General features: G+C 62.6%; 20 protein-coding genes. 9 read left to right on the forward strand and 11 right to left on the reverse strand.

What is annotated here, in order from left to right; translation table 11 throughout:
• Nucleotides 1-10 precede the first annotated feature (10 nt).
• Both kdpB and kdpC read left to right on the forward strand, forming a co-directional pair.
• Nucleotides 11-2,050 carry a potassium-transporting ATPase subunit KdpB gene (gene kdpB / locus H8K20_RS00205; protein WP_105203639.1) on the forward strand — a complete coding sequence of 680 codons (2,040 nt, stop codon included), beginning with the start codon at nucleotides 11-13 and terminating at the stop codon, nucleotides 2,048-2,050.
• A gap of 29 nt (nucleotides 2,051-2,079) precedes the next feature.
• Nucleotides 2,080-2,682: a potassium-transporting ATPase subunit KdpC gene (kdpC, locus tag H8K20_RS00210; RefSeq protein WP_186487075.1), complete on the forward strand. Its 603-nt coding sequence runs from the start codon at nucleotides 2,080-2,082 to the stop codon at nucleotides 2,680-2,682.
• A gap of 654 nt (nucleotides 2,683-3,336) precedes the next feature.
• Here kdpC and H8K20_RS00215 read toward each other — a convergent pair.
• Nucleotides 3,337-4,614, reverse strand: coding sequence for an alkyl sulfatase dimerization domain-containing protein (locus H8K20_RS00215; protein ID WP_186487077.1), 1,278 nt, complete (start codon nucleotides 4,612-4,614; stop codon nucleotides 3,337-3,339).
• Nucleotides 4,615-4,782: 168 nt separating this feature from the next.
• Here H8K20_RS00215 and yeiL point away from each other — a divergent pair, with 168 nt between their 5' ends.
• Nucleotides 4,783-5,451 carry a transcriptional regulator YeiL gene (gene yeiL / locus H8K20_RS00220; RefSeq protein ID WP_186487079.1) on the forward strand — a complete coding sequence of 223 codons (669 nt, stop codon included), beginning with the start codon at nucleotides 4,783-4,785 and terminating at the stop codon, nucleotides 5,449-5,451.
• Nucleotides 5,452-5,643: 192 nt separating this feature from the next.
• Here yeiL and H8K20_RS00225 read toward each other — a convergent pair whose 3' ends face one another.
• The 4 genes from H8K20_RS00225 to H8K20_RS00240 all read right to left on the reverse strand — a co-directional run bounded on the left by H8K20_RS00225 (nucleotide 5,644) and on the right by H8K20_RS00240 (nucleotide 9,410).
• On the reverse strand, nucleotides 5,644-6,603 hold the full coding sequence (locus H8K20_RS00225) for a carbohydrate kinase family protein (RefSeq protein ID WP_186487081.1): 960 nt from the start codon (nucleotides 6,601-6,603) through the stop codon (nucleotides 5,644-5,646).
• A 7-nt stretch (nucleotides 6,604-6,610) separates the two neighbouring features.
• Nucleotides 6,611-7,285, reverse strand: a complete 675-nt coding sequence (locus tag H8K20_RS00230) for a phosphoribosylanthranilate isomerase (protein ID WP_105203162.1) — start codon at nucleotides 7,283-7,285, stop codon at nucleotides 6,611-6,613.
• 158 nt (nucleotides 7,286-7,443) lie between these two features.
• Nucleotides 7,444-8,415 carry a nucleoside hydrolase gene (locus H8K20_RS00235; protein WP_186487083.1) on the reverse strand — a complete coding sequence of 324 codons (972 nt, stop codon included), beginning with the start codon at nucleotides 8,413-8,415 and terminating at the stop codon, nucleotides 7,444-7,446.
• Between the two features lie 26 nt (nucleotides 8,416-8,441).
• Complete coding sequence (locus H8K20_RS00240; RefSeq protein ID WP_186487085.1) at nucleotides 8,442-9,410, reverse strand: nucleoside hydrolase; 969 nt, start codon at nucleotides 9,408-9,410, stop codon at nucleotides 8,442-8,444.
• A 96-nt stretch (nucleotides 9,411-9,506) separates the two neighbouring features.
• Here H8K20_RS00240 and H8K20_RS00245 point away from each other — a divergent pair, with 96 nt between their 5' ends.
• Together H8K20_RS00245 and H8K20_RS00250 are read left to right on the forward strand one after the other, a co-directional pair.
• The gene (locus tag H8K20_RS00245; protein ID WP_186487087.1) at nucleotides 9,507-10,133 is read left to right on the forward strand and encodes a Crp/Fnr family transcriptional regulator; all 627 of its coding nucleotides are present in this window, start codon (nucleotides 9,507-9,509) and stop codon (nucleotides 10,131-10,133) included.
• Nucleotides 10,134-10,295: 162 nt separating this feature from the next.
• On the forward strand, nucleotides 10,296-10,799 hold the full coding sequence (locus H8K20_RS00250; RefSeq protein ID WP_105203165.1) for a hypothetical protein: 504 nt from the start codon (nucleotides 10,296-10,298) through the stop codon (nucleotides 10,797-10,799).
• A 502-nt stretch (nucleotides 10,800-11,301) separates the two neighbouring features.
• Here H8K20_RS00250 and H8K20_RS00255 read toward each other — a convergent pair.
• From H8K20_RS00255 to H8K20_RS00275, 5 genes are all read right to left on the reverse strand, one after another.
• Nucleotides 11,302-11,691, reverse strand: coding sequence for an SdpI family protein (locus H8K20_RS00255; RefSeq protein ID WP_105203166.1), 390 nt, complete (start codon nucleotides 11,689-11,691; stop codon nucleotides 11,302-11,304).
• Nucleotides 11,692-11,784: 93 nt separating this feature from the next.
• Nucleotides 11,785-12,042: a hypothetical protein gene (locus H8K20_RS00260; RefSeq protein ID WP_186487089.1), complete on the reverse strand. Its 258-nt coding sequence runs from the start codon at nucleotides 12,040-12,042 to the stop codon at nucleotides 11,785-11,787.
• Nucleotides 12,043-12,537: a helix-turn-helix domain-containing protein gene (locus tag H8K20_RS00265; protein WP_186487091.1), complete on the reverse strand. Its 495-nt coding sequence runs from the start codon at nucleotides 12,535-12,537 to the stop codon at nucleotides 12,043-12,045. It abuts the gene before it with no gap.
• Between the two features lie 445 nt (nucleotides 12,538-12,982).
• A complete protein-coding gene (locus H8K20_RS00270) occupies nucleotides 12,983-14,497 on the reverse strand; it encodes a phosphohexomutase domain-containing protein (RefSeq protein WP_186487092.1) in 1,515 nt (504 codons plus the stop codon).
• A gap of 220 nt (nucleotides 14,498-14,717) precedes the next feature.
• Nucleotides 14,718-17,090 carry a YfhO family protein gene (locus H8K20_RS00275; protein ID WP_186487094.1) on the reverse strand — a complete coding sequence of 791 codons (2,373 nt, stop codon included), beginning with the start codon at nucleotides 17,088-17,090 and terminating at the stop codon, nucleotides 14,718-14,720.
• Nucleotides 17,091-17,353: 263 nt separating this feature from the next.
• Here H8K20_RS00275 and yfbR point away from each other — a divergent pair, with 263 nt between their 5' ends.
• Nucleotides 17,354-17,941 carry a 5'-deoxynucleotidase gene (yfbR, locus tag H8K20_RS00280; protein ID WP_243562417.1) on the forward strand — a complete coding sequence of 196 codons (588 nt, stop codon included), beginning with the start codon at nucleotides 17,354-17,356 and terminating at the stop codon, nucleotides 17,939-17,941.
• A gap of 378 nt (nucleotides 17,942-18,319) precedes the next feature.
• On the opposite strand, the gene dusB is transcribed toward yfbR, so the two are convergent.
• Nucleotides 18,320-19,282 carry a tRNA dihydrouridine synthase DusB gene (gene dusB, locus H8K20_RS00285; protein WP_186487096.1) on the reverse strand — a complete coding sequence of 321 codons (963 nt, stop codon included), beginning with the start codon at nucleotides 19,280-19,282 and terminating at the stop codon, nucleotides 18,320-18,322.
• A gap of 222 nt (nucleotides 19,283-19,504) precedes the next feature.
• Here dusB and polA point away from each other — a divergent pair, with 222 nt between their 5' ends.
• The 3 genes from polA to rimI are packed head-to-tail and all read left to right on the forward strand — an operon-like array spanning nucleotide 19,505 to nucleotide 22,991.
• Nucleotides 19,505-22,027, forward strand: a complete 2,523-nt coding sequence (gene polA / locus H8K20_RS00290; protein ID WP_186487098.1) for a DNA polymerase I — start codon at nucleotides 19,505-19,507, stop codon at nucleotides 22,025-22,027.
• A gap of 41 nt (nucleotides 22,028-22,068) precedes the next feature.
• Nucleotides 22,069-22,497 carry a low molecular weight protein arginine phosphatase gene (locus tag H8K20_RS00295; RefSeq protein ID WP_186487100.1) on the forward strand — a complete coding sequence of 143 codons (429 nt, stop codon included), beginning with the start codon at nucleotides 22,069-22,071 and terminating at the stop codon, nucleotides 22,495-22,497.
• On the forward strand, nucleotides 22,488-22,991 hold the full coding sequence (gene rimI, locus H8K20_RS00300) for a ribosomal protein S18-alanine N-acetyltransferase (RefSeq protein ID WP_186487102.1): 504 nt from the start codon (nucleotides 22,488-22,490) through the stop codon (nucleotides 22,989-22,991). The genes H8K20_RS00295 and rimI overlap by 10 nt, the downstream gene beginning before the upstream one ends.
• Nucleotides 22,992-22,993: the final 2 nt, after the last annotated feature.

Raw genomic sequence — 22,993 nt, forward strand, 5'->3', positions numbered from 1 at the left:
CAGCCGCGCCATGCTGGGGCGGGCCATCAAAGATGCCTTTTTAAAACTCGCCCCCAAAGACCAGATAAAAAATCCGGTCATGTTCTTAGTCTACCTCTCGGCGATCCTCACCACCGCCCTGTTCATACTGGCGCTGTGTGGGGTATCTGACGGCATCGTCGGCGCCGGCTACATCGCCGCCATCGCCGTCATCCTCTGGCTCACCACCCTGTTTTCAAACTTCGCCGAGGCTATAGCCGAGGGCCGCGGCAAAGCCCAGGCCGATACGCTGCGCGCCTCCAAGCGCGACATGACCGCCCACCTGCTGCAGTCGCCCGACGACCGCGACCACTTTCAGGACGTCGCCGCCCCGCAGCTCAAAAAGGGAGACCTGTTTTTGGCCCGCGCCGGCGAGCTCATCGCCGCCGACGGCGAAGTGGTGGCCGGTGCCGCCTCGGTAGATGAGAGCGCCATCACCGGCGAGTCGGCCCCGGTCATCCGCGAGGCCGGCGGCGACCGCTCCGCCGTCACCGGCGGCACCACCGTGCTCTCCGACTGGCTGGTGGTCCGGGTCACCCAGGAGGCCGGGCAGAGCTTTCTCGACAAGATGATCGCCATGGTCGAGGGGGCCGACCGCAAAAAGACCCCTAACGAGGTCGCGCTGGAGATCCTGCTGGTGGCGCTGTCCATCATCTTCGTGCTGGTCACCGCGTCGCTTTACACCTACTCGCTGTTTTCCGCCGGCCAGCTGGGGGTGGAAAATCCCACCTCGGTGGTGTGGCTGGTGGCGCTGCTCATCTGCCTGGCCCCCACCACCATCGGCGCGCTGCTCTCGGCCATCGGCATCGCCGGTATGAGCCGGCTCAACCAGGCCAATGTCCTGGCTATGAGCGGCCGCGCCATCGAGGCCGCCGGCGACGTGGATATCCTGCTTTTGGATAAGACCGGCACCATCACGCTGGGCAACCGTCAGGCCGCCGCCTTTTTACCGGTCGATGGCTGCACCGAGCGCCAGCTGGCCGAGGCCGCACAGCTCTCCAGCCTGGCCGACGAGACCCCCGAGGGCCGTTCGGTGGTGGTACTGGCCAAGCGCAAATTCGGTATCCGCGACGTGTCGGTGCCAAAAGATCAGCTCACCTTTGTCCCCTTTACCGCCCAGACCCGCATGAGCGGCGTCGACTACCCCGGCTGTCAGGTGCGCAAAGGCGCCGCCGAGGCGGTGGAGCGCTACGTCAAAGCGGGCGGCGGCAGCTACAGCGAGCAGTGCCGCCAGCTGGTGGCCGAGGTGGCCCGTCAGGGCGGCACCCCGCTGGTGGTGGCCAAAAACCACCGTGTACTGGGGGTCATCCACCTAAAGGACATCATAAAAGACGGGGTTAAAGAGAAATTTGCCGACCTGCGCAAAATGGGCATCCAGAGCATCATGATCACCGGCGACAATCCGGTCACCGCCGCCGCCATCGCCGCCGAGGCCGGGGTCGACGACTTCCTGGCCGAGGCCACCCCCGAGGCAAAACTCGAGATGATCCGCAAATATCAGGCGCAGGGCCACCTGGTGGCCATGACCGGCGACGGCACCAACGACGCCCCCGCTCTGGCCCAGGCCGATGTGGCAGTGGCCATGAACTCCGGCACCCAGGCGGCCAAAGAGGCCGGCAATATGGTCGATCTCGACTCCTCGCCCACCAAGCTCATCGATATCGTGCGCATCGGCAAGCAGTTGCTCATGACCCGCGGCAGCCTCACCACCTTTTCCATCGCCAACGATATCGCCAAGTACTTCGCCATCATTCCGGCCATCTTTATGGCCCTCTACCCCGGGCTGGGTGTACTCAACATCATGCATCTGCAAAGCCCGGCCAGCGCCATCCTGTCGGCGCTCATCTACAACGCCCTCATCATCGTGGCCCTCATCCCGCTGGCCCTCAAAGGGGTCAAATACCGCGAGGTGCCGGCCGGCAAGCTGCTGCGCCACAATCTGCTGGTGTACGGCCTGGGCGGTATCGCCGTGCCGTTTATCGCCATCAAGCTCATCGATCTCGTCGTCGCCCCGCTGCTGGCCGTCCTGTAGTTACCCCGCTTTAAGGAGGAAGATCACCCATGAAAAAAGTTCTGTCCCGCGCCGCCGGTCTGCTGCTCTGCATGAGCTTGCTGTGCGGCCTCATCTACACGCTGGCAGTCACCGGTATCGGCCAGCTGTTCTTTCCCCACCAGGCCGGTGGCAGCATCATCGAAATCGATGGCAAGACCTACGGCTCCGAGCTGCTGGGCCAGCAATTTAGCGACGACGGCCACCTCTGGGGCCGGGTCATGTATGTAGACGTCAGCACCTTTACCGATGAAAACGGCCAGCCGGTGCTGTACGCCTGGGCCTCCAACCTCAGCCCCGCCAGCGACGAGTACGAGCAGCTCATCGCCCAGCGCGTCGAAAAGCTCCGCGCCGCCGACCCGCAGGCCGATCCCGACAACATCCCCGTCGATCTCGTCACCTGTTCCGGCAGCGGCCTCGACCCCGAGATATCGCCCAAAGCCGCCGCCTATCAGGTGCCGCGCATCGCCGCTGCCCGCGGCGTCAGCGAGAGCGAGGTGCAGGCCGTCATCGACCGCTATACCACCGGCCGTTTCCTGGGCGTGTTTGGCGAGGAGCGGGTCAATGTCCTCAAGGTGAACCTGGCTCTCGACGGCATCCTCACCGAGAGCTGACCGCATCGGGTAAAAAAACTCTGCCTCCAGCGCCCTACAGACCAAAAAGAGCCCCCCGTCTCGGTACGGGGGGCTCTTTTTGCAGCCGGATCGCTGCTTTTTACGGCGGCCATGCCCAAAATACAGGCGGCGACCGCTTGCCATAGCGCCCCCCGTCATCTCCTATCGGGGAAGAGCTCTTACTCCACATAGCAAAGAGCGGCAGATCACTGCGATCAGGGCCACAACCGGTACCACACCGATGTTGGGGGGTTCTCACCTCGGGCATATGCAGCGGCGACCGCTTGCCGCCCCAGGTGCAGGCCCTGCGCAGGATCAGCCGCCCGCGCCACGGCCCGTCCGCGTTCCGTCCGCGCGCCGAACCGCCGCCTAAAATAGGATCGATAGCGGGTGGGCTGCCTGCTATCGATCTTCGGCAGGCAGGGGATAAGGGGCGTTTGCAGCGCTCAGTACCCGCTCTGTACAGATATCGATACCAGTCGCCCCGCTTGTCCCGGCGCACCTGACAGAGCACCGCTTTTAGTACAGCTATAAAAAGGCCGTGTTCCACTCTTGACCGCCGCTCAAAACAGCCAAAAGGCGGGAGAGCCTCGCCGCATCTCGGCCATAAGCGCCCCCGCAGTCGCCTGGCGCGCCGGTGTGCCGGTGCCCCGCCTACTCCTCCTCCAGCTCGCGGGCACAGGCCAGGTAGTAGTGCCGCCCGTTGGCGCTGGTCTCCAGCGCCGCCATCGCCCGCAGAGCGGCTGCCTTCTGCCCGCGGGCGGCGCGGTCTGTCTCCCGGTCGCCGCTGTCTAAAAGCAGGTCGCACAGCTGCAGGCACCACTGGTGCTCGCCGTCTGCGGCGGCGCGCTGGGCCGCCTGCAGCACCGCCGGCGCCCCGCCCATCAGCACCACCATTTTCTGGGCGTGCTCTGCCGGCGGCAGCGGGTGCAGATGGGTGGGGTTGCCGTCAAACCACCCCAAATAGGCGGTGTAAATGGCCCGTATGGTCCACTCCACACAGCCGTAGTGCTCCGCCAGGTAGGGTAGCTCGGCGTACTTTGCCGGCAGCACCAGTTCGGCGGCCAATTCCTCGGCGCTCTTGCCGGCGTTCATGCCCGCCAGCGTATGGGTCAGCAGGTAGTCAAAGGCACCCGCAAAGTTTTTTAGCGTCGCCTCCACCTGATCCCGGCCCAGTACCGCACCGGTGTGTCCTGGCAGCAGGCATACCGCCGGGTAACTGCGCAGCGTCTCAAGGCTCTCTATCCACACCGCAATATCGCGGTACTGCCCGCCCCGTATCGCGTACAGGTTGGGAAAACAGCCGTAGTAGGTGTCGCCACAGCAGAGCACCCCCGTCTGTTCCAGCCATATCATCATGCCGTCCTCGGCCTCGCCGGGCAGGCGCACCAACTCTACTTTTACCCCATCTATCTCCCGCACCACGCGGCTTTGCTGGTACAGCGTCGTCGGCGCCACAAAAGCGCGGTGCTCGCCGTGGGTAATGCCCTCCCGCGGGCCGATCCCCTGCGATATGGCCTCCTCGTCGGTCAGGCCGTAGCCAAACTGGCGCTCGCCCCGCCGCCGGCCGATCTCCTCCAGGTACCCACTATATTTTAGGGCCGGGTTCGCCGGCGCAAAGGCGATGATCTCCGACACGCTGTCGCTAAAGGCCCCGGCGCCGCCCCGGTGGTCGGGGTGCCCGTGGGTGTAAAAGATGGTCTTTACCTCTTTGCCGGTCTTTTCTCCTATCACCGCCCGCAGCTTTTCGCCCCGCTTTAGCGTGTCCAGCGTATCCACCAGCAACACGCCGGTGCGCCCCTCTATAAACACCGCGTTGCTGTGCCCCATCCCCAGCACGAACCACACGCCCGGGGCCACCTCGCGCACCTCTTCCCGGTAGCTCTGCCGCGAAAAGTCGCGCAGCCGTCTCTCGCCGTCTCGTATCAGCACTGTCATTTCCTCCCCATCCGGCGTCCGGCGCCGGCCATGCCCTGTAAAAAGGCGCTGCTGTCAATATACATCCCTATCCTACTACAAGATCCGCGCTGCGTCCAACCGCGCCGCACCACTTGCATATCCGCCGCCGCTGCTGCATACTGGGGTCAGGAGGTGATCGCTGTGCGCAGCACCAACTGGGCGCGCCGTGACGACTTTATCCGTAAAAGCGGTATACAACATCTTTTTTCATTTGATATCCGCCCCTATATCCAGCTTTATTATTTTAAAAAAGGGACCGCCCTATACCGTGAAAACGGCACGGTCGACTGCCTCTATTTTGTCATGTCCGGGCAGGTGTCGGTGTCGCTCACTCAAAAAAATGGCCGCACCAGCACCGTAGAGCTGGTGCCCGGGCAGGGGGTCTTGGGTGAGCTGGAACTGGTGGGCGCCCAGTGCGGCCCACAGGAGGCCTGTGCCATGACCGATGTGTGGTGTCTGGGCTTTCCGCTAAAACAGTGCCGCGAAAAGCTGTTGGGCGACGCGCTGTTTTTAAAGCATCTCTGTCAGCTCATGGGCCACAAGCTTATTGCCAACCGCGACGTGTTCACTGCCGGCCAGGCCTATCCGCTCAAAAATCGGCTGGCGGCCTATCTGCTGCTGGTCATCCCCAAAGGGGCGCCGCTCTCCCAGCCGCTCACCGGTGTTGCCCGCTATCTGGGGGTCACCTACCGCCACCTGTTGCGCGTCATGGGCGACCTGCAAAAACAGGGGCTGCTGCAAAAGCAGGCAGACGGCTATCGCATCAGCGATCATCCCGCCCTGCAAAAACTGGCTGACGAGATCCAGTGATACGCGCCGCCGCGCCCCGCAAAAAAATAGCCGCGGCCGCTCGGGCGGGGTAGGGGTACCGCTTTCTTGTCCCCCGCCCGGCAGCGCAGGTCATCTCCGGTATCTGAAAAAATAAAGTCGGGGCGGCCTACACTTTTTAAGAGTAGGCCGCCCCGGTCTATTCAGGTCTGGGAGCTGCTCTTAAACTCCCGGCTATGGGTCTATACAGGCCAGCAGATGTGCGAGTTCTGCCGGCCCCGGCACGCTGCGCGGCTGCCGGTGCGAGATCGCATGGGCCGCCACCGCCAGACCGTGAAAAACGGCCTCCCGCGGTGTGCCGCCGGCCGCCAGCCGGGCCAGGTATCCCGCGTCGAACATGTCGCCGGCGCCGTTTCGGCTCACCACCTCCACCGGCGGCGGGGCATGGCGGCTCTCGTGCAGGCGGTCTATCAGCAGCACCGGCTGTGCCCCGTCCCGGCACACTACAGTGTTTTGCGCGGTGGCCCAGCGGCGGGCGGCCTGCTCCTTGGTGCGCCCCGGCGTCAGCGTGCACCACTCCTCGGCGCCAGAGCCCAAAATGTGGCTGGCCACTGCCAGCACCCGGCCCAACAGCGCCCGGCGCTCCGGCGTCAGGGGATACTGTGCACAGCGCAGGTTCAAGTCTATCGAGACCGGTATCCCCCGCGCCGCCGCCAGCTCACAAAATTCGGTAACTGCCCGGGCGCTGGGCCCGCCGTCCTGCACCACCATTCCGTTGAGGTGCAGCAAGCTGCAACGCTCCAACACCGGCTCGGAAAAGTCCGCCGGGGTAAAGGCTTTGTCCTGTCCCCCCGGGGGGAACCACTGAAAAAACACCTTTTCCCCGTCCTCTTCGATCACGCTCACCACTGCCATGGCTGGGGCCTGCTGCCGCCGCAAAAAGCGGGTGTCTACGCCATTTTTCTGCAGGTCGGCGGCAATCATGTCGCCGGTGCTGTCGTTTCCCACCATACCTAAAATAAGCGGTCGCAGCCCCATGCGCCCCAGAGCGGTCACCGTGTTGCCCATCCCGCCGCCCGGCAGCAGCTGCGCCGTCGGCCCGGGCAGGTCCTGCCGCAGCGCCCGTTTCATCTCCCCGTAGGGTACCACCAGGTCCGGGTTCAGGTCCCCCACACAGAGTATCTGCCCGTCCATGCGGCGCCTAGTAGGTGTGGGCGATACGGCAGAACTCCCGCACCTTCTCCACGTCTTTGCCCAAAAACACGCCGTCTTTTTCGATCGAGGTCATCGTCAGGCTGTCCACCCCGTAGGGCCGCACCGCCTCAATAGCTGCCGCCACGTTGTGGGGCCCCAGCCCGCCGGCCAGGATCACCTTTACCCGGTCGCCCACCGCCTCCACGATCTGGCGGCTCAGGTTCCAGTCGTGGGTGGCTCCCGCCGCCCCAACGCCGCTCTCACCGGTCTTGACCGTGTCTAAAATGTAGTAGTCGGCCCACTCGGCGTGCGCAGTGGCAAAGTCCACCGCCTCGGGCCCCACCATCCCCACCGCCTGCATGATCTCCATACCCGGCATCTCCTGGCGGCAACGCCGGTAAAAATCGCGGTTGGTGGTCACACTGCCGCACAGGTGTAAAATGTCGGGGCGCAGCTCTTTGGCCAGCGCCAGCACGGCCTCCTCACCGCAGAGCCCCAGGTCTAAAATAGCCACCTTTTTGGCCCGGTCGCCGATTGCCGCAAAGATATCCAGGGCCTCCGGCAGCATCACGTGGTCTTTTTTGATCGAGTCGTTGAGCACCAGCCCAATGTAGTCGGCACCGGCCTCCAAACATGCCAGCGCCTGCTCCTTCGAGATAATGCCGTAGATCTGTGTGATCATGGTATCGCTCCTTTCTTTTTTCCCAGTATACCGCCGCTGCCGCTCACCCACCTATGACAATTGTCATGCCTCGCCGCATTTTCCTCGCCGCAAAACAAAAGCGGGGGCCCCATCGGCCTCCCGCTACTGTCTCTATATCAGTTTTCGGCGCGTCGGCGTCACTTTCGGGCGCAGGCCAGCAGGTACTGCCAAAACTGCTGGGGGTCCACCTCGGTCACGATCTCAGCGGTCAGGGGCAGCGGCTCGGGCAGGGTCAGGCTGTAAAAGTCGTCCGGCTTTATAAACAGCGTCATACCGCGGGTGTAGTCGCCTTTGGTCTCCACCCGCAGGTGGCTCTCAAAGCGGGTAGTGGCCATCTCCGGGTGCGAGAACACCGCCACCGTCACCGGGTCGGGCAGGTCAAAGCTGGGCACCCCCTCGGCGGCGCGGGCGTTTTCGATCATGGTGCGGTTGCAGTCCACAAAAAAGTCGCCGATCTCGCCGCAGGCCCGCAGCTTTTCGATCATGTCCGGCCCCAGCCGCGCTCTGCCGGCGCAGGCCTCCAGTGTCACCATGGTGATGGGCACGCCAAAGGTGCACACTATGTCCGCCGCCTCCGGGTCGACCATGATGTTGAATTCCGCGCACACGGTGTGGGGGTTGTGGTAGTGGTGTGCGCCGCCCATTATGGTGATGTGCCGCAGCTTTTTCATCACCTCCGGCGCCTTGCGCATGGCGGTAGCCACGTTGGTCAGCGGCCCCAGGGTGATCAGGTCGATCGGCTCTTTTTCCGCCTCGATGTGTGCGATCAGCGCGTCCACCGCGTGTCCCGGCGTCAGCGGGATGGTGGAGGCGCGCAGCGGGGTGCAGCCCGGTGTCTGGTCTAAGTCGCCCATCCCGTCTTTGCCGTGCACCTGGTCGGCGGTCTCCAGCGGGCAAAACAGCGGCCCGGCGCAGCCGGCGTAAATGGGCGGCGCGTAGGTGCCGGCGTATTCCACGCTCATGCGGGCATTGTAGGAGGCCAGCTCCAGCGGCACGTTGCCGGCCACCGTGGTGATGGCCACCACCTGCAGCTGGGGGTCGCGCAGTGCGCACACCAGCGCCACCGCGTCGTCCGAGGCGGTATCGGTATCGATGATGATCTTTCTCATATGCAGTATGCTCCTCTCGTGTCGGCCTACAGCACCAGGCTCAGCAGGTACTCTTTGAAGGCGGGCCCATCTATCTCGTAAACCACCGTGGCGTTGTGCCGGTGCAGGCTGCTGCCCTTAGCCATGGCCTGCACCGTCTGGGGCGCCCGCCGGTCGCACACCACCATGCCGTCGGTCAGCGCGCTGCCGGCAGTCTCCACCCGGGCATAGCCGGTAAAGTATCCCTGTATCAGCTCCGGCCGGGCCAAAATGGCAATAGCGGTGGGGTCGGGCAGGTCCAGCCCCGGCTCGCCCAGCAGGCTGGCATTTAGATCGATGAGTGTGCGATTGCAGTCGGCGCAAAAGTGCGCGACCTCCGACTGGCTGCGCTGCAGCTGCTCTATCTCTTCTGGCGTAAATTTGGCGCTGCCAAAGCAGGCTTCAATGGTGGCCATCGTGATGGGGATGCCGCTGGCAAACACCACGTCGGCGGCCTCGGCGTCCACCCAAATGTTAAATTCGGCGGTGGGGTTGGCATTGCCGGCAAAGGCGGCCCCGCCCATCATGGTGATGTGGGGCACCTTTTTCATCACCTCCGGCGCCTGCAAAATAGCCAGCGCAATGTTGGTCAGCGGCCCCAGTGTCACCAGCTCGATATCGCCGTCGCCGCCGGCTATCAGGTCGATGATCGCATCCACCGCCCGCTGCGGCTGCGGCTCCGTCGCCGGCTCTTTAAAAAAACCGGCCGGCATATCGCCCATACCGTCCTCGCCGTGCACGTTGGTGGCCGTATTCAGCGCGCGCACCAGTGGACGCTCAGCGCCGGCGTAAATGGGCGGCAGGTAGGTGTCGGCGTAGGTGGCCGCCAAACAGGCGTTTTTGGTGGCCAGGTCCAGCGTCACATTGCCGGCCACCGCAGTGATGGCCAACACCTCCAAAGCGGGTTCCCGCAGGGCCATGACCAGCGCTACCGCGTCGTCCGAGGCGGTGTCGGTGTCGATGATGATCTTTTTCATAGGTGCTCCTCTCTGCCGCCTTAAAAGCGGCCGCTGCCGCCGGTTGACGGGCAACCGGCTATTTTGTATGATGTACTTAAAAAGGGGGGGATTAAAATGGGGGATCTGCTCACACAGCTCGAGCGCCACGGTCTGCTCTCGCAGCTGCCGTCCTTCCACACCCCGGCCGAGCGGGCCATCCTGCTGGCCGGCGAGCCGCCCGACGGCGCCTATCTGCTCGAGAGCGGTCAGGCGGTGGTGCGCACACTCGACAGCCGCGGCGGCTCCACCATCCTCCACCGCTACCTGCCCGGCGAGCTCTTCGGCGAATTGGAACTCATCTGCGGCCAAAACGTCGCCACCACCGTGTACGCCGCCACCGACTGCCGGGGCTACCGCATCCCGGCAGCCGACTTTTTGCCGCTGCTGGCCCGCGAGAACTGGCTGTGCATGTACCTGCTGCACAAGCTGGCCGCCCTGCAGCTGGAGGAAGTCCCCCGGGTCGACGCCCGCCGCAGCTTTACGGTGCGCCAAAAGGTGGCCCAGCTGCTGCTGGACAGCGCCGACGCCGGCGGCACAGTGGTGCTGGATAAACAGGAGACCGCCGACATTTTGCGCATCACCCTGCGCAGTGTGCACCGGGCGCTGCGCCAGCTGCAGGACGAGGGGCTCATCCGCGCCTCGGCCCACCGGGTACAGCTGCTCGACGAGCAGGCGCTGCGCCGGCTGCTACCACCAGTATAGCGGCCCGGCAGGCCGGCCGTAAAAGACAGTGGTCACTTTTTATGTAAAATCTGGTCGGTCCGGTTTGTGCAGTTTTACCGGTTTGCAACCGGCGCGCAAAAAAGGTAGAATAGAGTAGAATTCCGGGCCGCACATACTGCGGCCCCTGTGTTGAGGTGCGGCATGAACAAGTTCGATACCGTCAAGATCTACCTGCATATGGTGGCTCTGTACGACCGGGTGGCCCAGTCTCCCGGCGCCCAGGCGCTCGATGCGCTGTGCAGCGCCTTCGGGCAGGATTTTTCCCAGCTGGCCAGCTGCTGGGGCCGTTTTTACAAGACCATCTGCGCAGAGGATATGCACGCCTCCTGGCCCGACTATCTCTTCGGCCGCATCCTCGGCGACGACAATCCCTTTTCCGCCGCCTGTGCCCGGGGCGATTTTCTCGCCACCGAGACGCACATGCGCCTAACGGCCAAAAATGACCTCAGCTTTCTCTGCGCCGCCGGCTCCATCACCGCCAAAGAGCTCAAGGTGCTGCTGCTGAGCGCCTACCCCGACAAAGAAAAGGTGATCGATCTGCTGCCCGAGTGGTGCAGCGAGCACCGGCGCTACAAGGCAGACCCCGACTGGGGCAACGAGCTCATCCGCCTGTCCGAGCACTATAAGTCACCCGAGCAGCAGTGACTCGGCTGTGCCCATAAAGCGCCCCCACTCTGATCAGAGAGTGGGGGCGCTTTTTTCGCCCGCTATCACCCGGCAAAAAACAGGGGAGAGCCGTCATACAAATAAGCCGCGGGCCGCCGCCCGCAAAGCCCTGACCGCCGCTGTCACCTGCTGTCACCTGCTGTCGCCCGCTGCTACCCACCGCCACCTGCCGTCACCCTGCGGCCCAGCGCCGCCCCGCCAACCTTTGTCCCACCTCCAGCCCACCCCACACCGTCCTGGCCGATCCCAACCAACTCCAGCCAACGCCCCAGCTCGCTGCGCAGCGGCCCCCATCGTCCCATCAAAAAAGCGCCTTTATTCCCGCCGCGCGAGAATAAAGACGCCTCTTTCGGTCATCTGTCTGTATCGATCTGCATCTGTCTGCATCCGTCTGCATCCGTCTGCATCCGTCTTACAGGACGCAAAAGGGGAGCCGGTCCCCAGTCCCCGGTACCCGGTCACAGTGTGCCGGGCGGTGCGGTCACTGCCCGTCTATGCCGTCCCGCGGCCGCCCGTCGCGGTCAAATCGCCGCCGCAGTGCCCGCTCGGTGGGCAGCAGCGACAGCAGCATGGCCACTAGCTGCACCCCCATCAGCCACAGTAGGGCTGTCTCGCTGTGGCTGTCAAACAGCACCTCCGTCAGCACCAGCACCAATACCGTCACCACCGCCAGCAAAAGTCCGGTCCAAAACCACCACCGGGCACAGCACTGGTGGGCAAAGTCCCAGGTCTGTTGGCTCTTCATCGACATGGCCGTGCGGTAGCCATAGACCCCGTTTACGTCCCGCGGCGGGTGCTTTTTCCAGGCCGCCCCAAAAGCGATCATCGTTACCGGCAACAGCAGTGCCGTCACCAAAATAAACCAGAACACCTGCGATACGCCTCCTCACTGCGGCCGGGCCGGTATGCCCCGCCGTCTAGCAGCAGTATACCACCGCCCCCCGCCAGATACAAGACCGCGCCGTCACAGGCGTATGCGCACCACCGCGCCGTCTTTGAAGCGGATGTCCAAAAGCTCCAACCGGCGGTACTTTTTCTTGATGCGCAGCAGCTCCAAAAACAGCTGGTGCAGCTGCTGGGAGGTGTAGCGGGGCAGGTATGCGGGCGCGTACTTTTGCAGCGCCCCACTTACCAGCCGGGCCGTGGTCCTGCAAAACAGCAGCCGGGTGGGCAGCCCCAGCCAAAAGCTGGGCCCGCCCTTTTGCTGCACCAAAATGCGCACCTACTCCACCACCACTTCCACCACGTCGCCGTCCTTGCTCTCTACCTCCACCAGCTTGCCGATCACGCCGCTGTCCACCATCTGTAAGATCTGCTCCAGGTCCAGCCCGCGCAGTGCCTCGCTGCCGGCAAACTGGGGCACCTCCATGCCCATCTGCAGGGCCATCTTCACCAGGGCCATGGGCAGATTGATGCGCACCCGGTCGCCATCGGTGGAATTTACCACCACCCGAAACATCATCTCCTCCACCCGCTTGCGCTGTTCGGGGGGCACCAGCTGGGTGTCCGGCTGTGGGCGGTCGCTCAGCAGCTCGTCCACAGTGCAGCCAAGCAGCCCGGCCAGTTTCGGCAAAAGCTGTATGTCGGGGCAGGAGAGATCGTTCTCCCACTTGCTCACCGCCTGGGGCGATACGGCCAACTGTTCGGCCAGCTCGTCCTGGGTAAAACCTCTCTCCTTGCGCCGGGTGGCGATCTTTTTGCCCAATGTGTTTTCCATCGTATCGGTCACTCCTCTATCGTCGTGGTGTGGGCCGGCCTGCCGGTCTTGCCGGTGCAGAGCGCACCGGCGTCAGCCTGGCCGCGCGTTTTTAAAAACTGTCCGGCAAGCGGCCGGCGGCTGCTCAATGCGCCGCCGCGCCCCAACTCCCCGCGGCAATTTCTATCCGGTGCCTCTATCATACCGCCCCCGCGCCGCCGGCGGAAGAAAGCAGTGGTTGAAAAGCGCCTGTTTTGCCCAACCGGCGGTTGTGTTTTCACCCAACCGCCGGTTGAGTCGCCCGCCGGCATCCCCCTAAGCGGCCCCGAGCGCCATCCCAATGCCCTTAAAAGGCAAAAAAAGCAGGCGGGGAACAGCCAGGTTCCCCGCCTGCTTTCGGCCCTAAAGCTTGCCGGCCGCGGCGTTTCTGTATCTGTCAGCCACTACTGGCGCCCGCTGTACGCCGCTAGCGGATGTAGCACTCCAGGGGCGACAGATCCAGTTTGTCATAGCTCTTTATAAAGTCGTACACCTGCTGGGCGATCTTTTTGGCCCCGCCGACGTCGTCGCTCTCGATGTTTAAAGGCAGTATCGGGTCGTGCAGCGACATGCGCAGCAAAAACCAGCCCCGCTGCCCGGCCTCGGTAAAGTTTACCCGAATGCCTTCAAAGTTGTCTGCGGCCATCTGCCAGCCCGGCTGGGTATTCACGTACTGCTCCAGGTCGCAGAGCACCTGCTTGCCATAGGGGGCAAAGTCGTCGAGCTCTATCTTAAAGCGCAGCTCGGCGGCCTCGGCCGGCTCTTTTAAGTCGGCCAGCATACTGTCGATGGTCTTGCCCTCGGCCCGCAGCTTGGCCGCCTTGATGAGGATCTTGGCGCACAGGTAGGCGCCGTCGTCCAGGTAGTAGTTCTCCTTGAGCGCCCCGTGGCCCGAGGTCTCGATGGCCAGCGGCGCCGCCACCCCCGTCTTCTCCAGGCGGATGGCCTCGTTGATCACGTTTTTGTAGCCGCGCTTAAAGCGGCGGTGCACGCCGTGCAGCTCGTCGGTGATGAACGCCGCCAAATGCGACGAGGTGACCGAGTCGGTGACGATGGTGCCGCCCGGGCAGTCCTCCAGCACAATGGCCGCCAGCAGCGCGATGAGCCGGTTGCGGTTGATCTCGTGGCCGCCGGCGTCCACCGCCCCGGCGCGGTCCACGTCGGTGTCGAAGATCAGCCCCAGGTCGCAGCCGTTTTCGACGGTGGCGCGGATGATGGCCTCCATAGCCTGCTCGTTTTCGGGATTGGGGATGTGGTTGGGGAACGACCCGTCCGGCTCCAGATACTGCGAGGCCGAGATGTCGGCCCCCAGCACCGCCAGCACCTTGGTGGCAAAAAAACCGCCGGCGCCGTTGCCGGCGTCCACCGCGATCTTAAAGCCAGAGAGCGGCTGCTCTCCGCCGCCGATACCGGCGCGGATCTTCTCCACCAGGTGGGCGGCATAATCGCTGATCAGGTCTACCTGGCGGCAGCCGCCGTCGCCGCCGCTGGGCAGCTCTCCCGCCGCCAGCGCCACCAGCGCCTCGATATCCTCGTGCTCCAACCCACCGTCCGAGATGAAAAACTTCAGCCCGTTGCGGTTAAACGGCAGATGGCTGGCGGTGATCATAATGGCCCCGTCGTAGCCGTGGCCCGGCAGCACCGTCGACATAAACATCGCCGGGGTCGAGGCCATCGCGCAGTCGTATACCGTAACACCGGCGCCGCGCAGCCCCGCGCTCACCGCTGTCAGCAGGCTGGGCCCCGACAGGCGCGAGTCGCGGCCTACCGCCACCGTCAGCGCCCCGGTCGCCTTTTTCTTTTTGTCTGCGAGCCACACCGCAAAGGCGGCGCCCAGGTCGCGGGCGGCCTGCTCGGTCAGGTTCACCGCCTCGCCCGGCACCCCGTCCAGCGCCACGCCGCGGATGTCACTTCCATTTTTCAAATGTGCATAATCGGCCATAGGTAAGTAGCCTCCTTCAGTCTTTTCGTCTGGTGGCGCTGGCGGTCCCTCGGTGGTTCCGGCCGGCGCGCACGTGTTTTCTCCCTCCACTATACCATAAAGTGGCGGCTGTTAGAAAGTCTCACTTTTTCCGTATATACCTCGTGCCACGGGGCGCGCCCTGCAGGCCGCGCCGCAAAAAGAGAGACCGGCCCGGTGCCGGTCTCTCTTTTCTATCCGCTCACTGCTGCGCCTGGTCGCAGGCTCTCTGCCGCCGCTTTTGCAGCACGATGTAGGCGATGTACCCCAAATAGATGGCCGCAAAGGCCACCAGGCACACCTCGCCCACCGCCAGCCCCGGCGCCCGGTAGCGAAACTCTATCTCCGCCTGCCCGGCCGGCACCTGCACCGCCATAAAACCCACATTGGCCCGGTAGATAGGCACCTCTTTGCCGTTTACATAGGCGGTAAAGCCCTCGTCGTAAGGAACCGAGTAAAACACCAGCTTCTCGCTGTCATAGTCGGTGTGCGAGAGAAAACCGTCTTTGGTGGTGCGAAAATCCACCGCCGCCTGGTCCTGCAATTTCTGGCAGTCCTCGGCCATATTCTGGCGGTACAGCTTCATGGTCAGCGGGTCGGCCACGTTCTCCATCAGGTGGGCGTTGGGCTCCACGCCCTCGGTCTCCAGCACAATGGCCTGCAGCATGGCTCTGGCCCGCTGCGAGGTGTCCAGCACGTCGCACTGCTGCCGGGTCAAATAGGTGTCATAGGCAAAGCCCATGGGCAGGTACAGGTCGTTTTGGTAGATGCGAAAATCGCCCCTGTCCTCATACAGCGAAAAGCCGGTGGGCACCGACAGCGGCGTCGACTGGGCAAAAGTCTGATCGTCGTAGAGGTATTTTACCGACAGCAGTGGCCGCAGCGCGTACTGCTCCACCGGCGGCGACGAGTGCACGTCCCGGGTGATGTCCAGGTACTCGTAAAACTCGATCACCGAAGTCGGCACCACCGTGTGAAAGCACTGGATGGTGGGGGTGTTCCAGAACATGCCCAAATTGTCCATGGCCGCATAGTAGTCGCTGCGGAAAAAGTCGCCATTTTCCGGGTCGGGCTGTATGGCCACCGCCTCTCTGCCGCCCAGGGCGGTGTCTTTCATGTAGGCCAGCCCGTACGAGTGGCTGCGCCCGCAGGCGTAGTGGATCAGGCTGTACCCCACCGCCACCGCGCACAAGAGTGCCAGCGCCGGCCTGAAAAACATCCCCCGCGGCCGCAGGTGGTAGATGAGCAGGTAAAACAGCAGCAGGCTGATCACCGATACCAACACCCACATAAAAAAGCGGTCGGGCATGGCCTCGGCGCCGATCTTCACCTTGTCGCCGTCCTGGGTGGGCACCAGCCCGATCAGGGTGAAAAAGCCCACCCCCACTGCGGTGATCAAAATAGGCCGCCGGTAGCTGGCCCCCCGGTCCTCCAGCACCTTGACCGAGGCCAGCGCCATCAGCAGAACCGGCATGTAGAACCAGCGCGCGTAGTAGGAGCTGTTAAAGGCGTAAAAGGCGCTATTGAGCACCGGCACCAGCGCCATCACCAGGCAGACAGACAGCACCCGCTTGACGAAGTTCTTGCCGGTGTTGCCAAAAAAGGCCAGCACCCCGGTCACCGAAAACAGCGGCAGCCACGCCGAGAGCGACGACCACTTGGCCCACTCCTGGGGGAAGAAGTTGGGGCGGGAAGGCACCTCCGGCATAAAAAACAGCGACGACAAGATCCCCCCGTAGCGCTGGGTGTCGGCGTAAAACAGCAGGTCGTGCCCATATAAAAAGTTATCCACCCGCGGGTTGCCGGTAATGGCCAAAATGCCCGGCAAAAAGATGATCATCCCGCCCAGGCAGCCCAGTACTGTCTCGAAAGCCAGCCCAAAAAACACCCGTTTTTTTATGCAGAAGTGGGGGGACGGAAGCCGGCACAAAAAGTAGATGAGTAAAAACACGGCCTGTCCCACAAAGAAAAAGTAGTTGACCATCATGTTGATGGCCACCGCCACCGCAAAAAAGCCCTTTTTGCCGTCCACCACGTACATCTCCAGCCCAATGAGCAGCAGCGGAAACAGCGCCACCACGTCCACAAAGTGGTTAAAGAATACGTTGTACACCGTAAAGCCCGAAAAGGCGTACAGCAGGCTGCCCAGCAGGGCAAAATTTTTGTTGCGCAAAAACCGCGCTATGTAGCAGTAGGCGGTCAGCCCGCACACCCCAAATTTTAAAATGAACATCGGCCCCATCAGGTAGGGGATCATCCAGTTGGGAAACGGCAGCATCAGCCAAAAAAAGGGGCTGCCCAGCATGTAAAAGCTGTACGAGCCGATAAAGTTGGCCCCCAGGTCGGTGCCGAAATCCCAGTTCCAGTTTCCCGAGCGGATCATCTCGTGGGCATGCTGGTAAAACGGGATGTCCTGCACATTGTAGTCGCCAAAATAAAAAAAGTACCCCTGGTCCTGGATCATAAACGGGATAAAAATGGCCGCCGCTACCAGACAGGCGAGCAAAAATGCCGCCAGATAGCGGTTTTTACCGGTGTCCTCCCGGTCGGTCAGGTAGCTGGTGAATGGTTGCATGGTCACAGTCTCCCCAAAATTTTTTTGCCCACCGCCGGCTGGCCGGGTAGTGGTCCCGGCCGGTCGGTGGTAAAATAAAACTATCGGTACGCAGCGCCCGCCCCGGCCACAGCGCCCGGGCAGAGCCTGTCGGCCGGCCGCCAAAGGCGCCGGCAGTCTGCGCATAAAGTCAGTGTATACCTACTACTATACAAAAAATCAGCAGATTTTGGTACCTGACCGCCGGTAATTTGGAAAGATAGCCAGAAAAGGGAGGAAAAACCGTGAAGAGTTTTCCGTTCTACGGCCAGCTGTGGCGCATGCGCTACATCCAGCGCTGGGGGCTCATGAAAAATAGCCGCCCCGAAAATCTCAGCGAACACACCCTCGATACCGCCATCATCGCCCACTGCCTGGGGGTACTGCGCAACACCCGCTTTGGCGGCAGCGTCGACCTGGGCCAGCTGGTGCTCTACGCCCTCTACCACGACGCGCCAGAGGTGCTCACCGGCGACCTGCCCACCCCCGTCAAGTACCACGACCCCGCCCTCAGCAGCGCCTATAAGCAGCTCGAGGAGCTCTCCGCCGCCCGGCTGCTCTCCCAGCTGCCCGCCGATCTGCAGCCGGCTTTTGCCCCCTACCTGCTGGGCCGGGGCCAGCAGGAGGTGCTGGCGCTGTGCAAAGCCGCCGACAAGCTCTCGGCGCTGTGTAAGTGTATCGAGGAGCAAAAGAGCGGCAGCAGCGAGTTCGAGAGCGCCCGCCGCGCCCAGCTGCAGGCCCTCAGGCAGATGGACCTGCCCGAAGTCGACCTGTTCTGCGAGCTGTTCCTCCCCGGCTACTACCTCTCTCTCGACGACCTGCAGGAACTGTGATCTCACCCAGCAGCCGCACCGCTTCTGCCTTAAAGTGAAAAATGTGCTCAAGTATACGGCACAAATATTGCGCGCACAACTCCTTATAGCCGCCGCATAGTTTACTTGCTATCCCCCTGCGTTCAGCCCTTTTGACCCACGAACATTTCCCACCCACTTTTTATCAGTCAGCCCGGATACGCGCCGGTATGCAGTGTTTTGGCCAGCCGGCCCTTAAAAAGGTACCAACAGTTGTAAACAGGGCCGTTTTTACAGTTTATTAACAATTTTTGACCACAGAAAAACGGGCCGCCCCGCGGCCCGCCTCATTTTCTATCTGTTAAAAATGACCTTAAAGATCCGCCCAGCCTTCACCGCTGCCGCTCGGCTCATTTTGTCTCACGATTCATCACATACCGTGGCGCACAGCGCCTCCAGGTCCTCAAAGGTAGATAAACTGCCGGTCATGGCCCGCAGCTTGGCCGCCCCGCGCACTCCTTTTATATACCAGGCGGCATGGGTGCGCATCAGCAGCATGGCCCGGCGCTCGCCTTTTTCCTCTATGCACATGCGCGCGTGGCGCTGGAGCACCTCCATGCGCTGGGGCATAGCTGGTGCCGGTTCGTACCGGCCGCTCTGCAGGTACGACTCTATCTGTCCAAACAGCCAGGGGTGGCCCAGCGCCGCCCGCCCCACCATCACCGCGTCGCAGCCGGTCTCATCCAGCATCCGCCGGGCATCCTCGGGGGTGGCGATGTCGCCGTTGCCGATCACCGGTACCGCCACCGCCTCTTTGACTGCGCGGATGATATCCAGGTCTACCTGCGGAGCGTACATCTGCTCGCGGGTCTTGCCGTGCACGGTAATAGCCGCCGCCCCGGCCTGTTGGCAGCCCAGGGCCATCTCCACCGCGTTGACCGAACTCTCGTCCCATCCCTTGCGCATCTTTACCGTCACCGGCACGTCCACCGCCGCCACCACTGCCGCCACCACCGCAAAGGCCCGCTCGGGGCGCAGCATCAGCCGGCTGCCACAGCCGTTTTGGGTGATCTTGGGGGCCGGGCAGCCCATATTGATATCGATAAAGTCGGGGCCGTAGTCCATGACCATCTCCGCTGCCGCGGCCATGATCGCCGGGTCGTCGCCGAATAGCTGGATGGAGAAGGGACGCTCGATATCTCGCCGAAACAGCAGATCACGGCTCTTTTTGTCCCCCAAAGTCAGGGCTTTGGCGCTGATCATCTCGCTGACCACCAGCGAGCACCCGTACGAGCGGCACAGCGCGCGAAAGGCGCTGTCGCCCACCCCGGCCATAGGGGCTAAAACGGTGTGCCCGGGTATCATTTTGTCTGCTATCTGCATGTTGTAGTCCTCTCTCATCGGTCTGCGATTTGTTTTGCGTATCTCATTTTAACAAAATGCCGTGCTTTTTACAAACACAGGCGATTTTGTGCTATACTAAAACATATATGTGCATTTCTGCTCTCGGCTCTTTTGGCCGCGGCAGACCTGCCGGCGCGTACAGGAGGATGGCCCTGGCCCGGCGGCAAAGACCATTTCCATACAGTGAGGTAACAACGACCTATGAAATATGTCTGCATCGACGGCAACAGCATTCTCAACCGCGCCTTTTACGGTATCAAGCTGCTCACCACCAAAGACGGCACCTACACCAACGCCATATACGGCTTTTTAAACATCCTGTTTAAGATCCAGGAGGAACAGCAACCCGATGGGGTGGCTATCGCCTTCGACCTGCCGGCGCCCACTTTTCGCCACCGGCGGTACGACGGCTATAAGGGGACCCGCAAAGGCATGCCTGAAGAGCTGGCTGCCCAACTGCCGGTACTCAAAGAGATCCTGCAGAAAATGGGCTATACGCTGCTGGAGCGCGAGGGCTACGAGGCCGACGATATCCTGGGCACCTTTGGCCGGCTGTGCCAGCAGCAGGGGGCCGACTGCGTGCTGGCCACCGGCGACCGCGACTCCTATCAGCTCATCACCGACCATGTTTTCGTGCGCATGTCGGCCACCAACAAGTCCGATATCGTCACCCCCGACGATATCCGTCAAAAATACGGCGTCGAGCCCCGCCAGCTCATCGATGTCAAGGCCCTCATGGGCGACAGCTCCGACAATATACCCGGCGTAGCCGGTATCGGTGAAAAAACGGCACTGGCCCTCATCGGCCAGTTCGGCAGCCTGGACGGGGTGTACGAGCACCTGGAAGATAAGGCCATCAAGCCCGGCGTGCGCGCCAAATTGCAAAAAGACCGCGATATCGCCTACCTGTCGCGGGAGCTGGCCGAGATCTATACCGAGGTGGATATCGATCCCGAACTATCCCACTACCGGGTGGAGGTGGTCGATGAGGATTGGCTGTTTCACACCTTTTCCAAACTGGAGATGCAGACCTTTATCGCCAAGTTGGGGCTGGTCCCCGGTGCGGCCCCGGCGGCAGCGGACACAGAAGCGCCGGTGCTGCCCGCCGGCGAGGTGGTAGAAACGCTGCAGCAGGCGGACGAGCCTCTCTACTTGGTGCCGGTAGAGGACCGGTGGGCGGCTATATGGGGCCGACAAGTGCAGCTCTGTCAGGATGTGGACCAACTGGGTCCGGTGCTGGCCGACCAGTCGGTCCCCAAGCGGGTGTTTGACAGCAAGGCGCTGTATCACCTGTGCGGCGATTTGGCGGGCGTGCAGTTCGACTGTATGCTGGCCGCCTATCTGCTCAATCCCACCGCCAGCAGCTACGATCCGCAGAACCTGTTGGGCGAGTACGAGATACAGCCGGTCATGGCGCTGCCGGAGGACCTGCCCGGCGCCCAGCTCATCGCCGGTTTTCAGCCGCTTTGCGACAAGTTGGCCCAGCGGCTGGAAGAACTGGGTCAGCGGCAGCTGATGGACGAGATCGAGCTGCCACTGGCGGCGGTGCTGGCCGATATGGAAAAAGAGGGCTTTGAGATCGATACCGCCAGTACCGCCGCCTACGGTCAGGTGCTCGACGCCCGCATAAGTGAAGTACAGCAAAATATCTGGCAGGTGGTGGGCCGCGAATTCAACATCAACAGCCCCAAACAGCTGGGGGTGGCGCTGTTTGAAGACTTGGGCCTGCCCCACGGAAAAAAGACCAAGACCGGCTACTCCACCAACGTGGACGTGCTCAACAGTCTGGTAGATAAGCACCCGGTGGTGCGCGATATTCTGGATTTTCGCAGCTACTCCAAGCTGAAATCCACCTACGTCGACGGCCTGCTCAAGGTGGTGGCCGACGACGGGCGCATCCATACCAATTTTAAACAGACCGAGACCCGCACCGGCCGCATCTCCTCCACCGAACCCAACATGCAAAATATCCCGGTGCGTACCGCCCTGGGCAGTGAGCTGCGCAAGTTCTTTGTGGCCAAAGAGGGGTATACGCTGGTCGACGCCGACTACTCCCAGATCGAGCTGCGGGTGCTGGCCCACATGGCCGGCGACGAAAAGATGATCGAGGCCTTTACCGAGGGGATGGATATCCACACCACCACCGCCTCGCAGGTGTTCGGCATGCAGCTCGATTTTGTGACACCCGAGATGCGCCGCCGGGCCAAGGCGGTCAACTTCGGTATCGTGTACGGTATCGGTGCCTACTCGCTGGCGCAGGATATCGACGTGTCGGTGCCCGAGGCCGACTCCTATATCAAGGGCTATCTGAACACCTACCATGGAGTACACGATTTTATGGAGAAAACGGTGGCCGAGGCCACCGAGTGCGGCTATGTGAGCACGCTGTTTGGCCGCCGCCGCTACCTGCCTGAACTGCAGAGCAAAAACCGGATCATACAGGCACTGGGCAAACGCATGGCCATGAACAGCCCTATCCAGGGCACCGCCGCCGATATCATCAAGATCGCTATGTGCCGGGTATATGACCGTCTGGCTCGTGAAAAACTCGACGCCAAGCTCATTTTGCAGGTGCACGACGAGCTCATCGTCGAGGCCAGAGAGGATATTGCCGACCAGGTAGCCGCGCTGGTAGCCCAGGAGATGCAGGGCGCTGCTGATCTGCAGGTGCCGCTGGTGGTAGACGCCCATGTGGGAAAAAATTGGTATATTGCTAAGGGGTGAGCGACAGTTTGCGCCCCGGAAGTTTTTGAGAAGAGGAGACCATGAAGATACTGTTTGTGTGTACCGGGAACACCTGCCGCAGCCCTATGGCCCAGCTGCTGTATGAGCAGCTGTACGCCGACCCGGGCGACAGCTGCCAGAGTGCCGGTCTCTCGGCTTTTGCCGGCGATCCCATCAGTGAGGGGGCCCGCCAGGTGTTGGCTGAGCGGGGCATCGATGCCAGCGGGTTCAGGGCCCGGCCGCTCTCGCTGTACATGGTCGAGGAGGCCGACGCCATCTGCGTGATGACCCCTCAGCACGCCCAGCTGCTGGAGCAAATGGTGGACGCGGCCACCCGCCAGAAAATACACGTGTTGGGCGCACCGGCGGGTATCAGCGACCCCTATGGCGGCGACTTAGACACCTATCGCCGCTGCCGCGACGAGATCGCTGCTGCCCTACAGCAGCTGCGGATCGGCCGATGTCAGTGACAATAGCCCCGGCAGTGGCCGAGCAGCTGGGGGAGATCGCCGCTATCGAGTGTGCGGCGCTGCCGGCTGAGGCCTGGAGTAAACAGCAGCTGGCGAATGCTCTGTGCGATCAACAACAGCTGTTTTTGGTCGCTTGTGCTGGTGGCGGTACGGTAGTGGGGCATATTTTGTGCCGAGTGGTATGCGGTGACGGCGAGCTGCTCAGCCTGGCGGTGAGCCCCGCGGCCCGCCGCCGGGGCGTGGGCCGGGCCTTACTGCAGGCAGCACAAAAAGAGGCGCTGCGCCGTGACTGTACCGCTATGGGGCTGGAGGTGCGCGCTCAAAACCGGGCAGCTATCGCGCTGTACCGGGATCAGGGGTTTATTCCGGTCGGGCGCCGCCGGGGCTTTTACCGCGCCCCGATCGACGACGCGCTGGTGATGTTGTGGCAGCCGCCGCGGCCCACACAAGACAGGAGCGAGCGAACCGCTGTAGGCGGCGAGATAGAGATATAGGG

The organism is Neobittarella massiliensis (ex Bilen et al. 2018) (assembly GCF_014269355.1).
In the GTDB taxonomy this organism is placed as follows: domain Bacteria; phylum Bacillota; class Clostridia; order Oscillospirales; family Ruminococcaceae; genus Neobittarella; species Neobittarella massiliensis.